The organism is Tersicoccus mangrovi (assembly GCF_036881825.1).
Classification (GTDB): Bacteria; Actinomycetota; Actinomycetes; order Actinomycetales; family Micrococcaceae; genus Tersicoccus; species Tersicoccus mangrovi.
Window position 1 is genome coordinate 103,801 of sequence record NZ_JBAJMW010000005.1, and the last position, 14,778, is coordinate 118,578.

The following is a 14,778-nucleotide window of genomic DNA, read 5'->3' on the forward strand; positions in this document are numbered from 1 at the left end:
GGGGCTATTCCTTCTCTCGGGTCATGTGGTGCATGAGGGTCTCCTGGGTGGCCTCCGCGATCGGGACCTCGCCCGTGACCCGGCCATCCGCGAGGGTGTAGATGCGGTCGCAGATCCCGAGGAGCTCGGGCAGCTCGGAGGAGATGACGATGATCGCCTTCCCCTCACTCGCCAGCCTGGCGATGATCGAGTAGATCTCGTACTTGGCGCCGACGTCGATGCCGCGCGTGGGTTCGTCGAGGATGAGCACGTCCGGGTCGGAGAACATCCACTTGCTCAGCACGACCTTCTGCTGGTTCCCGCCGGAGAGCTTGCCGACGACAGCGGCCACCGACGGGGTCTTGATGTTCATGCTCTTCCGGTAGTCCTCGGCCACGAGGGTCTCCCGGTTGCTGTCCACCCAGCCGCGCGGCGCGAGCTTGCGCAGCCCCGCGGTGGAGATGTTCCGCTTGATGTCCTCGATGAGGTTCAGCCCGTAGTACTTGCGGTCCTCGGTCGCATAGGCGATGCCGTGGCGGATCGCGCCGGCCACGGTCGACGTGTCGATCTCCTGCCCGTCCTTGAGCACCCGGCCCGAGACGGCCTGGCCGTAGGTGCGCCCGAAGACGCTCATCGCCAGCTCGGTGCGACCCGCGCCCATCAGCCCGGCCAGCCCGACGACCTCGCCGCGGCGGACGTTGATGGTGGCGTTCTGCACGACCATGCGGGTGGCGTCCTGCGGGTGGCGGACCGACCAGTCCTCGATGCGCAGGGCTTCCTCGCCCGGGCGCGGATCGCGCTCGGGGTACAGGCTCGCCAGCTCGCGGCCCACCATGCCGCGGATGATCCGCTCCTGGGTGACGCCGTCCGCCAGGCGGAGGGTCTCGATGGTCCGCCCGTCACGGATGATCGTGACCGCGTCGGCGACCTTGCGGATCTCGTTGAGCTTGTGGCTGATGATGATGCTCGTGACGCCCTGCGCCTTCAGGTGCAGGATGAGGTCGAGCAGGTGGCTCGAGTCCTCGTCGTTCAGCGCCGCGGTCGGCTCGTCCAGGATGAGCAGCTTGACCTGCTTGGACAGCGCCTTGGCGATCTCGACGAGCTGCTGCTTGCCGACGGTGATGTGCTGGACCGGCGTCGCCGGGTTCTCGTCGAGGCCGACGCGGGCCAGCAGCTTCGCCGCCTCGAGGTTGGTCTTCTGCCAGTTCACCCAGCCGCGCCTGGCCTGCTCGTTGCCCAGGTAGATGTTCTCGGCGATCGAGAGGTAGGGGCTCAGCGCGAGCTCCTGGTGGATGATGACGATGCCGCGCTTCTCGCTGTCCGAGATGCTCGAGAACCGGCACTCCTCCCCCTCGAACAGGATCTCGCCGTCGAAGGAGCCGTGCGGGTAGACCCCGGAGAGCACCTTCATGAGGGTGGACTTGCCGGCGCCGTTCTCCCCGCAGATCGCGTGGATCTCGCCGCGGGCGACGTCGAGGCTGACGTCCTGAAGCGCCTTGACGCCGGGGAACGTCTTGGTGATGCTGCGCATCGAGAGGATGGGGGTCGACATCGGGGCCGCTGCCTCCTGGCACTACCGAGGGGAATGGTCGGGCACGGTGGGGGCCGCCGCACGGCGACGGCCCCCACCGCCGAGGTCACTTGAGGTCCGAGGCCTGGTAGTAGCCCGAGTCCACGAGTTCCTTCTGGTAGTTGTCCTTCGTGATGACGACGGACTTCAGCAGGTAGGCCGGGACGACCTTGACCTTGTTGTTGTAGCTCTTGGTGTCGTTCACCTCGGGCTGCTTGCCCTTGAGCAGGTCGTCGACCATGGTGACGGCCTGGGCGCCCAGCTTGCGGGTGTCCTTGAACACCGTGGAGTACTGCTGGCCCGCGATGATCGACTTGACCGAGGCCTTCTCGGCGTCCTGGCCGGTGATGACGGGCAGCTTGGAGGGGCTGTAGCCGCCGGCGCCGGTCAGCGCGGAGATGATGCCGATGGACAGGCCGTCGTACGGGGAGAGCACGCCGTCGAGCTTCTTGCCGGAGCTGTAGGCGCTGGAGATGATGTCCTCCATGCGCTTCTGCGCCACGGAGGCCTGCCAGCGCAGGATCGCCGCCTGGTTGAAGTTCTTCTGGCCGCTGGGGACCTTCAGGGTGCCGGCGTCGAGGTACGGCTTGAGGGTGTCCATCGCGCCGTTCCAGAAGAAGCCGGCGTTGTTGTCGTCGGGGCTGCCGCCGAACAGCTCGATGTTGAACGGACCCTTCGCGTCGGTCTTCTTGCCGTTCGCGTCCACGAGGCCGAGACCGGTCAGCAGCGACGTGGCCTGCTGGACGCCCACCTGGTAGTTGTCGAACGTCGTGTAGTAGTCCACGTTCGGCGAGCCGTTGATGAGGCGGTCGTACGCGATCACCTTGACGTTCTGCTGCTTGGCCTTGTCGAGGACGTCGGTCAGCGTCGTGCCGTCGATGGCGGCGATGATCAGGGCCTTGGCGCCTTTGGTCAGCATGTTCTCGATCTGCGACACCTGCGTGGGGATGTCGTCGTTGGCGTACTGCAGGTCGGTCTTGTAACCGAGCTTCTTGAGCGAGTCCTGCACGTTGTTGCCGTCGGCGATCCAGCGCTCCGACGTCTGGGTGGGCATCGAGATGCCCACGAGGGAGCCGTTGGCGTCGGCGCTGCCGCTGTTGCCGGAGCCGGCGGCGCTGCCGCGGGCTCCGCAGCCGGTCAGGGCCACGAGGACCGCCAGGACGAGGGCGAGCACGCCCCAGGACTTCTTGAACTTCACGATGGTCTCCTCCCGCAGGCCGAGTGCCTGCGAACTGGTGCTGTGGGACTAGCGCCCTTGCCGGTCCGGTTCCGCGGCTGCCGCCCGTCGGCACCCGGCTCGCCGGACATACCCCCTGGCAGCTCCCGTTTCACCAGTTCCGCGGCTGCGCTGCCGGCGGTGAGAACGTTCACAACGGCACCACAGTAGGGGCGGCCCCCATGTGAGTCAAGACACGTTGTGAACGTTCTCACCATCGTGTCGAATGCTTGACGTTTCACGCTGTGAGCGTTCACACTGAGCGCGGTCCCTCCCGACCGGTGTGTGCGGCCGGCCTCGTGCCGTACGAGGCGACGCCTCCGCCGGTCCCCGAGCTTCCACGCCGACGGCGGCGCTGCCTCCGCGGCGTGCTGTCGTCGGCGGAAGCACCGACATACCGTAGGCAGGACGAGAGAGGGACCCATGAGCATCCATCCCGCCTCACGGCGCGCACCGGTCATGAAGGACGTCGCCCGGATGGCCGGCGTCTCCTACCAGACCGTGTCGCGGGTGCTGAACCAGCACCCCAACGTCAGCGCCGGAGCCCGCGAGCGCGTCGAGGCCGCGATCGCCGAGCTCGGCTACCGGCCCAACCCGGCCGCGCGCAGCCTCGTCACCCGCCGCTCCCAGACCATCGGCGTGCTCGCCTCGGAGCTCGCGCAGTACGGGCCGGCCCGCACGCTGCTGGGCCTGGAGCAGGCCGCGCGGGACGTCGGGTACTTCGTCAGCATCGCGACCCTGCGCACCGTGACGCCGCAGGCGGTCCGGGACGCGGTCGACCACTTCGGCGACCAGGGCGTGGACGGACTCGTCGTCGTCGTCCCGCACCCCGGACTGCTCGAGGAACTGGACCGGGTGGCCCCCGCCTTCCCGGTCGTCGCCGCGACCTCGGACCCGGAGCGCCTGCTCGCCGGCGCCGGCGTCGACCAGCGCCTCGGCGCGCGGCTGGCCGTCCAGCACCTGATCGGCCTCGGGCACACGAGCATCGGCCACCTCGCCGGTCCCTTCGACTGGTACGACGCCGCCGAGCGCGTCGCGGGCTGGCGGGACGCACTGGCCGGGGCAGGGCTGGCCGCGGACCTGCTGGTCGAGGGCGACTGGACCGCCGCACGCGGGTACGAGGTGGGCCGCGAACTGGCCGCGAGCCGTGCCGTCACGGCGGTCCTCGTCGGCAACGACCAGATGGCCCTCGGGCTGCTGCGCGGCGTCCAGGAGGCGGGGCTGCGCGTGCCCGAGGACATCAGCGTCGTCGGCTTCGACGACCAGCCCGAGGCCGCCTACTTCTTCCCGCCCCTGACCACGGTCCGGCAGGACTTCGAGGAACTGGGCCGGCGCTGCATCGGCGCGCTGCTCGCCGCCCTCGACGCCGACGCCCAGCAGGCCCCCGGCGTCGTCGAGCCCCGGCTCGTGGTCCGCTCGACGACGGGGCGTCCGGTAGCCTCGTAGGAGGTGTGCCGGGAAGTCTGGTCGGCGTCGATTCGTCCTGCGCGCCTCACGGCGCACGACCCCGGAGCCGCCCGTGACCGAACAGAATCCCACTCCCGATGCTGCCCCCTCCCCCGCCGCCCGCGTGACGGAAGCCGTCCAGCGCACGATCCTCGGCCGCGGGAGCCGCCGCGAGGACCGCCGCATCGGCGAGATCCTCCGGCGCGAGACCGTCGGTGGGATGCTCCTGCTGGCCGCCACCGCGCTCGCCCTGCTGTGGGCCAACTCCCCCTGGGCCGACGGGTACACGACGCTGCGCGACCTGCACCTGAACATCGACGCCCTGCACCTGGACCTGACCGTCGGCGAATGGGCCGCGGACGGCCTGCTCGCCCTCTTCTTCTTCCTCGTCGGCCTCGAGCTGAAGAAGGAGTTCATCGTCGGCGACCTGCGGGACCTGTCCCGCGCGATCGTCCCGGTCGCCGCGGCGTTCGGCGGTGTCGCGGTCCCGGCCCTGATCTTCGTGATCGTCACCGCCTCGTCCGGGCCGGAGGCGCTGCGCGGCTGGGCCATCCCGACCGCCACCGACATCGCGTTCGCCCTCGCCGTCCTCGCGGTCATCGGCTCGCATCTGCCGTCGGCGCTGCGCACGTTCCTGCTCACGCTCGCCGTCGTCGACGACCTGATCGCCATCGTCATCATCGCGCTCGTCTACACCGCGGAACTCCAGCCGCTCTACCTGCTGGCCGCCCTCGTTCCCCTGGGGCTGTTCGCCGTGATCGCCCAGCGCAGGGAGCGCCTCTTCCGCACACGCCCCGGCGCGGCGACGCTCCTCCTGCTCCCCCTGGCGCTCGTGACCTGGTGGTGCGTGCACGCCTCGGGTATCCACGCCACCATCGCCGGCGTCCTGCTCGGGCTGACCGTACCGGTGCGGGGGGGGACANACCTGGTGGTGCGTGCACGCCTCGGGTATCCACGCCACCATCGCCGGCGTCCTGCTCGGGCTGACCGTACCGGTGCGGGTGCGCACCCGCACACCCGAGACCCACGACGAGGAGGGCCTGGCCGAGACGTTCGAGCACCGGCTCCGGCCCCTCTCCACGGGTGTCGCCGTGCCCGTCTTCGCGTTCTTCTCCGCCGGGGTCGCGCTCGGCGGCTGGCAGGGCGTCCGGGCCACCGCCACGGACCCGGTGGCGATCGGTATCGCCGTGGGCCTGGTCGCGGGCAAGACGATCGGCATCCTCGGCACCACCTGGCTGCTGACCCGCACGACGCGGGCCCGGCTGGACCCGACGGTCGGATGGGCCGACCTGGCCGGCATCGCGGTGCTCGGCGGCATCGGCTTCACCGTCTCCCTGCTCGTCGCGGAGCTGAGCTTCGCCGCCTCCAGCCCGCACCACGACCACGCCAAGGTCGCGATCCTCACCGGATCCCTGACCGCCGCGGTGCTCGCGGCGATCGTGCTGCGCCTGCGCAACCGGCACCACCGCCGGCGCGCCATCCACCGCGTCGGTTGATCCACAGCCCGCGCGTGGCTCGGACACGGAGCCCGTGCGGCGGGCCTCAGTATCCTGAGCGCATGCCCCCACGCCCCGGCGCCGGCGCCCGGCTCCGGGCGTTCCGCCACACGCTGGCTGTGCTGCTGGCGATCGCGTACGGCGCCGCGCTGGCGTTCATCACCCTGCGCCCCGAGCGCGCCGACGCCGGCATCGACGCCTCCCTCCTCGCCCTGCTGGACCGGTGGCGTGCCGCCGGGTTCGCCTGGGCCGAGTACGGCACGGTCGAGTGGCTGGCCAACGTGGCCCTGTTCGTCCCCGCGGGCCTGTTCCTCGCCCTCGTGCTGCCTCCGCGCGCCCGGTGGTGGGGCGTGGCGGTCGGCGCCGTCGTGTCCGGGGCGATCGAGACGGCCCAGGCGCTGTTCCTGCCCACCCGGGTGGCCTCGCTCGGCGACGTCGCAGCCAACACCGTCGGGACCGTGATCGGGGTGGCCGTCGTCGTCCTCGTTGCCCGCGTCTGGTCGGCGACGGTCTCCCGCCGGCACGCGTCCACTCCGGCCTCCCGTCCCGCCGGCGACGCCGCGTCACGTTGACCCGCAGGTCATCCGCCATTCACGCGCTGGTCGAGTCGCGGCTCCTGCACCCCATATGCTGACCGCGGCAGGTCGTTGGGCGAAAGGCTGGTGGCGTGAAGATCTCGGTGATCGGGTGCGGCTATCTCGGAGCGGTGCATGCCGCGTGCATGGCCAGTCTGGGCCACGACGTCGTGGGGGTCGACGTCGACGAGGGCAAGATCGCCGCCCTGCAGTCCGCGGCGGCGCCCTTCTACGAGCCGGGTCTGAACGAGCTGCTGGCCGACATCCAGGCGCGCGGTTCCGGTGAGTCCGCTACCGACGGCGGACACACCGGCAGCCTGCGCTTCACCACCGACCTGGCGCAGATCGCCGGGGCGCGGGCCCACTTCGTCTGTGTCGGGACCCCGCAGCGGCGCGGGGAGAACGCCGCGGATCTGCGGTACGTCGACGCGGCCTTCTCCTCCGCCGCCGAGCACCTCGCTCCCGGGGACCTCATCATCGGCAAGTCGACCGTGCCCGTCGGCACGGCCCGCCGGCTGGCCGAGGACCTGCACCGCGCCCACCCGGACGTGCGTCTGGTGTGGAACCCCGAGTTCCTGCGGGAGGGTCACGCGGTCACCGACACGCTCCACCCGGACCGGCTGGTCTACGGCATCGCCGACGACGCCGACCGGGACGCGACCGCCGCGGTGCTCGACGAGATCTACGCGGCCCCGCTGGCGAACGGCTCGGCGCGGCTGATCACCGACTACCCGACCGCCGAGCTGGTCAAGACCGCGGCCAACTCGTTCCTGGCCACCAAGATCTCCTTCATCAACGCGATGGCGGAACTGTGCGAGGCCTCCGGTGCGGACGTCACCGAACTCGCCGACGCGATCGGCCTGGACGACCGGATCGGCCGCAAGTTCCTCAACGCCGGCCTCGGCTTCGGCGGCGGCTGCCTGCCCAAGGACATCCGGGCCTTCATGGCGCGGGCCGGCGAGCTCGGCGCGGACCAGGCGCTGACCTTCCTGCGGGAGGTCGACTCGATCAACATGCGCCGCCGCATCCGCATGGTCGAGCTCGCGCGCGAGGTGTGCGACGGTTCGTTCCTGAACAAGAAGATCGCGGTGCTCGGCGCCGCGTTCAAGCCCGAGAGCGACGACGTTCGGGACTCCCCCGCCCTCAACGTCGCCGCCCAGATCCAGCTGCAGGGTGGCAACGTCGTCGTCACCGACCCCAAGGCCCTCGCCAACGCCGAGCACCGGTTCCCCGACCTGACGTACGAGCCGGACGTGGACGCCGCCCTGGCCGGGGCGGACGCCGTGCTGCTGCTGACCGAGTGGAAGCAGTTCACGGGCCTGGACCCGGAGGCGACCGGTGCCCTGGTCCGCGCCCGGCGCATCCTCGACGGGCGCAACGTGCTCGTCCCCGCCACCTGGCGTGCCGCGGGCTGGACGTACCGGGCACTCGGCCGCCCCTGAGGCCCGCCCCCTGAGCCCCGGCCGAGTCCGACGTCAGCCCTTGGTCGGCACGGCCTCGACGACGGCGTCCTGCAGCGTGAACACCCAGCCGACGTGCGTCTCGTCGCCCTCGGTGAAGACAGGGAAACCGATGCCGTACTGGTGGCCCTCGGCGTCCGATGGGCTCAGCGGCTGCCAGTCGATGCGCTCGGCAGGCTGCCGCGTGGCGGAGGTCGCGGGGACCGGCTCCGTCCATTCGGTACCGGGCCGCAGGCTCCAGCTACCGTCCTCGAGCTCGGTCAGCCGGGCGTAGACGGCGTCGATCGCGCTCACCCGGCCGCCGACGAGCGACACCGGATCTCCCACGTACTCGGCGTACTGGTCGAAAGCCCACGGCAGGGCGTCCACGGTCCCGAGCCGGTGATCGATCCGCGGCGTCGCCATGCGCCGGACGTGGTCACCGGTCCGGACGACGAGCCCGTCCTCGGCCAGCTCCGTCTCCGGGCAGAAGACGCGCAACGAAGTCGTCACCGCCCGGTGAGCCGGCGCGCCACCGCCACCAGCGCCCGGCGGAACTGGTCCGGTGAGAAGTCCCGGACCGCGCGTTGCCGGGCGGCGCGGGCCCGCTCGAGGGCGGCGAGCCACCCGTCGACGAGCTCGGCGATCCGGTCGGCCAGGTCCGCGGCGTCGCCGGGTGCGGCCAGGGCGCCGTACCGCCCGTCGTCGACCGTCTCGACCAGGCCCTGCGTCGCACTGACGACCACCGGGCGCAGCCCCAGTTGCGCCTCGATCGCCGTGTTGCCGAACGGCTCGACCCGGGAAGGCACGAGCGCGATGTCCGCCGCCGTGAGCGCGACCGACGGGTCGGGGACGAACCCCGTGAACGTGACCGCGTCGTCGAGCCCGAGGCGCCGTACCTGCTCCCGCAGCTGCTCCTCGAACCACTCGTACCCGGGGAACACGGACCCGACGAGGGTCAGGCACGCCGGCAACCCGCGGTCCCGCAGCCGGGCGAGGGCGTCGATCGCGACGTCGGTGCCCTTCCGCGGGGAGAGCCGGCCGACGACGGTCAGCCGGACCGGGCCGTCCAGCCGTTCGCGCGGCGGTGACGGGTGCGCCGGTCCGGGCACCCCGTTGTACACGAGGTCGATGCGCCCGCGCAGGGCGCCGACGGCGTCGGTGAGCACCCGGCCCGTGGCCCGCGAGTTGACCACGACGCGGTGCGCGGCCATCAGGGGCGCCGCGAGGCCGACCGCGACGGCGCGGGGCACGCCGGATTCCGCCTCGTGGACGTGGGCGAGCACACGGCGCCCGGTCACCCGGCCGGCGAGCAGCCAGCCGGGGATGGTCAGGGTGTTCACGTAGACCAGGTCGGGCTTCGAGGAGGCGATCAGCCGCAGCGTGGGCAGGACCGAGCGGGCACTGCGCACCGCCAGCTCGGCCAGCCCGGAGGGCCGCAGGAACGCCTTGCGCAGGACGAGCATCGGCGCCACCGCGACCCGACAGCGGTGGCGTGCCAGCTCCGCCACCAGCGGGCCGTCGGCGGGCAGGACGACGTCGACGTCCCACCCGTCCTCCTCGAAGGCCGCGACCGCCTCCAGCAGCATCCGGTCCGACCCGTAGAGATCGGGCGAGGGGTGGGCGATGAGCACCCGGGGCGCCGACGAGCGCCCGATCGGCGGGCTGTCATGCAATGCGGACGTCCCGGAATTCCACCGGGACCGTGCCCGCATAGTTCTTGTACAGCGACAGGTAGTCGCCGCGATATGTCTCGTCCCGCGCACCCGCCGACCAGGCGTCGTTGCCCAGCCGGCGGAAGACGACGGTGGTCCGGGTGACCTCGATGACGAACGAGACCCATTCCCCCGGCTTCGGCGCCGGACTCCGGAAATCGCCGAGCAGTTCCCCCGACCGGACGCCGGCGGCCCGTCGGTAGAGGCCGCCCTCACCGTTTGCCCGGAACAGCACGTGGTATCCCGATGCGGCGGACACTTCGAGGGGCCGGTAGGGCTCGTCCGTGTCCTGCCCGAAGGCAACACCGGCGTGGTCGCGGGCTCCCGGCATGGCGTCCGGCCAGCTCAGCTGCCACTGGATCGAGTAGATCGGCCGGTCGTCCAAGGTCATCGAGCCAAGTACGTAGCTCGACGGCATCTTCTGGTCGAAGCGACAGGCGCGCTCCTTCGGCAGGAGGAGCGGCTGGTCGGTCCAGTCTCCACCGACGTTCTGAGGAAGGTCGCCGGCGGCCCGCAGCCCGCTGGCGAAGGCATCCTGGGCCGCCGGTTTGAAGGTCCGGGCCACGTACGGGTAGTTCGAGCACATCAGCCCCCGCACCCCCAGCTTCTCCAGGCGTTCCCGCTCACTGCGGCGGTGGACCTCCCAGGCGATCACGGGCTTCCCCGTGGCGACCGCTCGCTCGAACGCCCGATCGTCGGCCTGGACGATCATGCCGATCAGGTCGAATCTGCCTTGGTACTCGTCGAAGACGTCGAGTTCGTCGGTGGTGAAGTACCCCCAGCTCTTCAGTCCCCGGCTCTTCGCCAAGGCGAGGTTCGGCGCTCCTGCGTGCTGTTTCCAGATCACGCGCTCGCGGGCAGTCGGGTGGGAGAGGACCATGTCGAGCACCTGCCGTGGGTTCTTTCCGCTCTTGTCCTCGACGAACAGCACGTGGGTGTCGATGAAGGCGTCGAGCACGTCGGCCAGTCGCGGGATCGGCTGGAGAGCGGCCGCCGGGCCCAGCCAGGCACGGGCGTCGTTTGGCAGTGTCGACAGCTCGGCCCACGTGGTCTCCGCGATCTCCAGGTCGGTGCCGGTCATCCGTTTCGTGTTGCCGTCGTGGTGGCAGACGAGGACACCGTCCTTGGTGGCATGGACGGATATCTCCAGCGCCATTGCTCCGGCGTCCACCGATCGCCGGTACGCATCCATCGTGTGTTCGGTCCACGTGTCTCCGCTCCCGCGGTGCGCGATGAGGAAGGGGACCTGGGCCAGCAGCTGATCGATGGTGTACGGAGGTGCAGCGGTTCCGGACGAGGGTGCCGGAGCGGACACCGGCGCGCTGCACGCCGCGAGGAGCAGCGCCGAGCCCACGGCGCCGAGCACCGTCCGCCGTGACGGGCCGGCCGGAGAGCTGGGTGCTCCGCTCACCGTCTCACCCCTGTTCCAGCAGGTTCAGCAGGTACCGGCCGTAGCCGCTCTTGACCAGCGGTTCCGCGCGCTCCCGCAGGCCCTCGTCGTCGATGAAGCCGCGCCGCCAGGCGATCTCCTCGGGGCAGCCGATGGACAGGCCCTGCCGTTTCTCCACTGTGCGGATGAAGTCGGAGGCGTCCAGCAGCGAGTCGAACGTGCCGGTGTCCAGCCAGGCGGTGCCGCGGGGCAGGATCTCCACCTGCAGCTTGCCCGCGCACAGGTAGGTCCGGTTGACGTCGGTGATCTCCAGCTCGCCGCGGGCGGAGGGCTGGAGGCCGCGGGCGATCTCGACGACGTCGTTGTCGTAGAAGTACAGGCCCGGGACGGCGTAGTTGCTCTTCGGCTCGGCCGGCTTCTCCTCGAGGGACACCGCCCGACCGTTCTCGTCGAACTCGATGACGCCGTACGCCGTCGGGTCGGCCACCCAGTAGCCGAAGACGGCGGCGCCGTCGACGTCGGCGAAGCGGCGCAGCTGCCGGCCCATCCGCGGGCCGTAGAAGATGTTGTCGCCGAGCACGAGGGCCACCGTGTCGTTGCCGATGTGCTCGGCGCCGAGCAGGAACGCCTGCGCCAGCCCGTCCGGGCTCGGCTGCGTGACGTAGCTGAAGTCCACACCGAACCGGGAGCCGTCCCCGAGAAGGCGGTGGAACTGGTCGGCGTCGTGAGGGGTCGTGATGACGAGGATGTCCTGGATGCCGGCCAGCATGAGCGTCGACAGCGGGTAGTACACCATCGGTTTGTCGTAGACGGGCACCAATTGCTTCGACGTACCCAGCGTGACGGGGTGCAGTCGCGACCCCGTACCCCCGGCGAGAAGGATCCCCCGCATGTTCCAGCCCCCTGTTCCGGCGGGCGCCCGGTCTCGCCCTCGACCCGCCGTCCCCACGGCGGTCCGCGCCCGTTGATCGCCAACTCTACTAAGTTATGCATCATGCGCCAGTTGCTGGTGACGGGGGGAGCCGGTTTCATCGGTTCGAACTTCGTCCGTCATGTCCTCGCCCACACCGACGACGCCATCACCGTCCTCGACAGCTTCACCTATGCCGCCAGTGAGGACGCGCTCGGCGCGCTGGATCCGGGGCGGGTCCGGGTGGTGCGCGGGGACGTGACCGACGCGGGAACCGTCGACGAGCTGGTGGCCCGGCACGACGCGGTGGTGCACTTCGCGGCCGAGACGCACAACGACAACTCCCTCGCCTCGCCCGCCCCCTTCGTGCAGACGAACGTCATCGGCACGTTCACCCTGCTCGAGGCGGTCCGCCGGCACGGGACGCGCTTCCACCACATCTCCACGGACGAGGTGTTCGGTGACCTCGAGCTGGACGACCCGGCGCGGTTCACGGAGTCCACCCCGTACAACCCGTCGAGCCCCTACTCGTCGACGAAGGCGAGCTCGGACCTGCTGGTGCGGGCCTGGGTGCGCTCGTTCGGCATCCCGGCGACCATCAGCAACTGCTCGAACAACTACGGGCCGTGGCAGCACGTCGAGAAGTTCATTCCCCGCCAGATCACCAACCTCCTCTCGGGCTCCCGCGCACGCCTCTACGGGGACGGGCGGCACGTGCGGGACTGGATCCACGCCGACGACCACTCCTCCGGGGTGCTCGCCGTCCTCGACCGTGGTGCCCTCGGTGAGACGTACCTCATCGGCGCGGACAACGAGCGCAGCAACCGGGACGTGCTCGCCCTGATCCTGCGGTCGATGGGCCGGGACGAGGACGACCTCGACCTGGTCGCCGACCGCGCCGGTCACGACCGCCGCTACGCGATCGACGCCACCCGACTGCGGGAGGAACTGGGCTGGCGGCCGCGGTTCGGGGACTTCGAGGCGGGACTGGCGGACACGATCGACTGGTACCGCGACCACGAGGAGTTCTGGCGCCCCGCCAAGGACGCCACCGAGGCGGCGTACGCGGCGAAGGGACAATGAGCATGGGCAGCTCCTCGCCGGGACCGACGGGCCTGCGGTCCGAACCGACCGCCATCGACGGCCTGGTGCTGCTGGAGCTGCCGGTGCACGCGGACGCCCGCGGCTGGTTCAAGGAGAACTGGCAGCGGGAGAAGATGTCCGGCCTCGGGCTCGGGGACTTCGCGCCCGTGCAGAACAACATCTCGTTCAACACCCGGCCCGGCACCACCCGCGGCATCCACGCGGAGCCGTGGGACAAGTTCGTCTCCGTGGCCAGCGGGCGGATCTTCGGCGCGTGGGTCGACCTGCGCGACGGTCCCGGGTTCGGCCGGGTGGTCACCGCGGAGATCGGCCCCGGGTCGGCGGTATTCGTCCCCCGCGGCGTGGGCAACGCGTTCCAGACCCTCGAGGCGGACACGGCCTACACCTACCTGGTGAACGACCACTGGAGCGCCGCCGCCCAGGCCCGTTACACGTACCTGAACCTGGCGGACGAGACCGTGCGAATCCCCTGGCCCATCGACCTGGCCGAGGCGGAGGTCTCCGCCGCGGACCGGGCGCACCCGCGGCTGGCCGACGTCACACCGATGGCCGGGCGCGGCACCATCGTGCTCGGTGCCGGCGGCCAGGTGGGCCGGGCCCTGCGGTCGGTCCTCCCGGCGGCGCGGTTCCTCGGACGGGCCGACGTGGATCTGACGGATCCTGCGGCGGTCGAGTCCCTCGACGTCGACGGGGTCGGGACCATCGTTAACGCCGCCGCCTACACCGCCGTCGACGCGGCCGAGACCGAGGAGGGCCGGCAGGCGGCCTGGACCGTCAACGCCACCGCCGTCGCCGCGCTCGCCCGGCTGGCCGCGCGCCACCAGCTCACGCTCGTGCAGATCTCCACGGACTACGTGTTCGACGGTGCCGTCCCGGAGCACGAGGAGGACGAGCCGCTCAGCCCGCTGGGCGTGTACGGGCAGTCCAAGGCCGCCGGGGAGCTCGCCGCCGCCGGCGCTCCGCGGCACTACGTCGTGCGGACCAGCTGGGTGGTGGGCGACGGCGCCAACTTCGTGCGCACCATGGTCGGCCTCGCCGCACGCGGGGTGCGCCCGTCCGTGGTGGACGACCAGATCGGCCGCCTCACCTTCGCCGACGACGTCGCCGCCGGCATCGCGCATCTGCTCGCCGGCGGCGCCCCGTACGGGACCTACCACCTGACCGGCGCCGGTCCCGCGCAGTCGTGGGCACAGATCGCCGCCGACGTGTTCCGGCTGTCCGGCGCGGATCCCGCCGCGGTGACCCCGGTGTCCACGGAGCAGTACCTGGCCGGCCGGGCCGCCGCTCCGCGGCCGGTGCACAGCACCCTGTCCACGGCCAGGCTTCAGGCCACGGCCTTCACCCCCCGGCCGGTCGAGCCGGCGCTCGCCGCCTACGTGGCGTCCCTGGTCGAGGCGGACACGCGCAGCTGACCGTAGGTTGCCCCGTCAGGCCTCGACGTCGCGTGCGGCCACCGGCTCGGCGAGCAGGTCCAGCGCGGCCCGCAGCTTCGTGCTGGACGTGTGCAGCGTGTACGGGAAGTAGACGACCTCGACGCCGACCGCGGCGAACTCACGCTCGAGCCGCAGGCCGCGCTCGGTCCCGCGCCAGTCGTCACCCTTGAAGAAGTGCGTGAACCGCAGCTCGCGCCACGTGTCCAGCTTGTCCGGCACCACCTCGGCGTGCACCTGGTCCACGTACCGGATGTGCTCGACGATCTCGAGCCGCTCGGCGAGCGGCACCACCGGGCGCCGTCCCTTGGTCAGTTCGAGCATCTCGTCGGAGACGACCCCGGCGATCAGGTGATCGCAGCGGCTGCGCGCCTGGCGCAGGATGTTCAAATGCCCGACGTGGAACAGGTCGAATGCGCCCGCCGCGTACCCCACGCGTATGGCCATGGATGGTCCCCCCGTGACTCGATGCCCGCACGGCCCCACGCCGCGGATTCCGAGGCGACAC

The 14,778-nt window shown here is 71.1% G+C and carries 13 protein-coding genes and 1 pseudogene; 7 read left to right on the plus strand and 7 right to left on the minus strand.

All coding sequences use genetic code 11. The features are described 5' to 3' along the window. Nucleotides 1-4: 4 nt before the first annotated feature. Both mmsA and chvE read right to left on the minus strand, forming a co-directional pair. Nucleotides 5-1,531: a multiple monosaccharide ABC transporter ATP-binding protein gene (mmsA, locus tag V6N00_RS11155; protein WP_334232385.1), complete on the minus strand. Its 1,527-nt coding sequence runs from the start codon at nucleotides 1,529-1,531 to the stop codon at nucleotides 5-7. A gap of 85 nt (nucleotides 1,532-1,616) precedes the next feature. Continuing rightward, complete coding sequence (gene chvE / locus V6N00_RS11160; RefSeq protein WP_416385084.1) at nucleotides 1,617-2,750, minus strand: multiple monosaccharide ABC transporter substrate-binding protein; 1,134 nt, start codon at nucleotides 2,748-2,750, stop codon at nucleotides 1,617-1,619. 438 nt (nucleotides 2,751-3,188) lie between these two features. On the opposite strand from chvE, the gene V6N00_RS11165 reads away from it, so the two are divergent. The 5 genes and pseudogenes from V6N00_RS11165 to V6N00_RS11185 all read left to right on the plus strand — a co-directional run bounded on the left by V6N00_RS11165 (nucleotide 3,189) and on the right by V6N00_RS11185 (nucleotide 7,724). Then, nucleotides 3,189-4,211: a LacI family DNA-binding transcriptional regulator gene (locus V6N00_RS11165; RefSeq protein WP_334232387.1), complete on the plus strand. Its 1,023-nt coding sequence runs from the start codon at nucleotides 3,189-3,191 to the stop codon at nucleotides 4,209-4,211. 220 nt (nucleotides 4,212-4,431) lie between these two features. Then, nucleotides 4,432-4,965, plus strand: a pseudogene (locus V6N00_RS11170) (Na+/H+ antiporter NhaA); the annotation flags it as partial. Nucleotides 4,966-5,146: 181 nt separating this feature from the next. Next, a complete protein-coding gene (locus V6N00_RS11175; RefSeq protein WP_334232388.1) occupies nucleotides 5,147-5,707 on the plus strand; it encodes a Na+/H+ antiporter NhaA in 561 nt (186 codons plus the stop codon). Between the two features lie 62 nt (nucleotides 5,708-5,769). Beyond that, nucleotides 5,770-6,279, plus strand: coding sequence for a VanZ family protein (locus tag V6N00_RS11180; RefSeq protein WP_334232734.1), 510 nt, complete (start codon nucleotides 5,770-5,772; stop codon nucleotides 6,277-6,279). Between the two features lie 95 nt (nucleotides 6,280-6,374). After that, entirely contained in the window at nucleotides 6,375-7,724 is a 1,350-nt protein-coding gene (locus V6N00_RS11185) for a UDP-glucose dehydrogenase family protein (protein ID WP_334232389.1), read from the plus strand. Between the two features lie 33 nt (nucleotides 7,725-7,757). On the opposite strand, the gene V6N00_RS11190 is transcribed toward V6N00_RS11185, so the two are convergent. Genes V6N00_RS11190 through rfbA form a run of 4 tightly spaced genes read right to left on the minus strand, consistent with a single transcriptional unit; the run spans nucleotide 7,758 to nucleotide 11,718 of the window. Beyond that, nucleotides 7,758-8,234 carry a hypothetical protein gene (locus V6N00_RS11190; RefSeq protein WP_334232390.1) on the minus strand — a complete coding sequence of 159 codons (477 nt, stop codon included), beginning with the start codon at nucleotides 8,232-8,234 and terminating at the stop codon, nucleotides 7,758-7,760. Beyond that, complete coding sequence (locus V6N00_RS11195) at nucleotides 8,231-9,355, minus strand: glycosyltransferase family 4 protein (RefSeq protein ID WP_334232392.1); 1,125 nt, start codon at nucleotides 9,353-9,355, stop codon at nucleotides 8,231-8,233. Before V6N00_RS11195 ends, V6N00_RS11190 begins: the two co-directional genes overlap by 4 nt. A gap of 34 nt (nucleotides 9,356-9,389) precedes the next feature. Next, nucleotides 9,390-10,847: a glycerophosphodiester phosphodiesterase gene (locus V6N00_RS11200; RefSeq protein ID WP_334232394.1), complete on the minus strand. Its 1,458-nt coding sequence runs from the start codon at nucleotides 10,845-10,847 to the stop codon at nucleotides 9,390-9,392. A 4-nt stretch (nucleotides 10,848-10,851) separates the two neighbouring features. Next, nucleotides 10,852-11,718, minus strand: a complete 867-nt coding sequence (gene rfbA, locus V6N00_RS11205; RefSeq protein ID WP_334232395.1) for a glucose-1-phosphate thymidylyltransferase RfbA — start codon at nucleotides 11,716-11,718, stop codon at nucleotides 10,852-10,854. A 102-nt stretch (nucleotides 11,719-11,820) separates the two neighbouring features. Here rfbA and rfbB point away from each other — a divergent pair, with 102 nt between their 5' ends. Then, a complete protein-coding gene (gene rfbB / locus V6N00_RS11210; protein ID WP_334232396.1) occupies nucleotides 11,821-12,819 on the plus strand; it encodes a dTDP-glucose 4,6-dehydratase in 999 nt (332 codons plus the stop codon). Nucleotides 12,820-12,821: 2 nt separating this feature from the next. Continuing rightward, nucleotides 12,822-14,252, plus strand: a complete 1,431-nt coding sequence (locus V6N00_RS11215) for a bifunctional dTDP-4-dehydrorhamnose 3,5-epimerase family protein/NAD(P)-dependent oxidoreductase (protein WP_334232398.1) — start codon at nucleotides 12,822-12,824, stop codon at nucleotides 14,250-14,252. 15 nt (nucleotides 14,253-14,267) lie between these two features. On the opposite strand, the gene V6N00_RS11220 is transcribed toward V6N00_RS11215, so the two are convergent. Beyond that, the gene (locus V6N00_RS11220) at nucleotides 14,268-14,717 is read right to left on the minus strand and encodes an FAD synthase family protein (RefSeq protein ID WP_334232399.1); all 450 of its coding nucleotides are present in this window, start codon (nucleotides 14,715-14,717) and stop codon (nucleotides 14,268-14,270) included. Between the last annotated feature and the right edge of the window lie 61 nt (nucleotides 14,718-14,778).

Coding starts and splice junctions, on each gene's coding strand:
- V6N00_RS11180 (WP_334232734.1), top strand. CDS start 5,770: ATGCCCCCACGCCCCGGCGCCGGCGCCCGGCTCCGGGCGTTCCGCCAC.
- rfbA (WP_334232395.1), bottom strand. CDS start 11,718: ATGCGGGGGATCCTTCTCGCCGGGGGTACGGGGTCGCGACTGCACCCC.
- V6N00_RS11220 (WP_334232399.1), bottom strand. CDS start 14,717: ATGGCCATACGCGTGGGGTACGCGGCGGGCGCATTCGACCTGTTCCAC.
- mmsA (WP_334232385.1), bottom strand. CDS start 1,531: ATGTCGACCCCCATCCTCTCGATGCGCAGCATCACCAAGACGTTCCCC.
- V6N00_RS11215 (WP_334232398.1), top strand. CDS start 12,822: ATGGGCAGCTCCTCGCCGGGACCGACGGGCCTGCGGTCCGAACCGACC.
- rfbB (WP_334232396.1), top strand. CDS start 11,821: ATGCGCCAGTTGCTGGTGACGGGGGGAGCCGGTTTCATCGGTTCGAAC.
- V6N00_RS11165 (WP_334232387.1), top strand. CDS start 3,189: ATGAGCATCCATCCCGCCTCACGGCGCGCACCGGTCATGAAGGACGTC.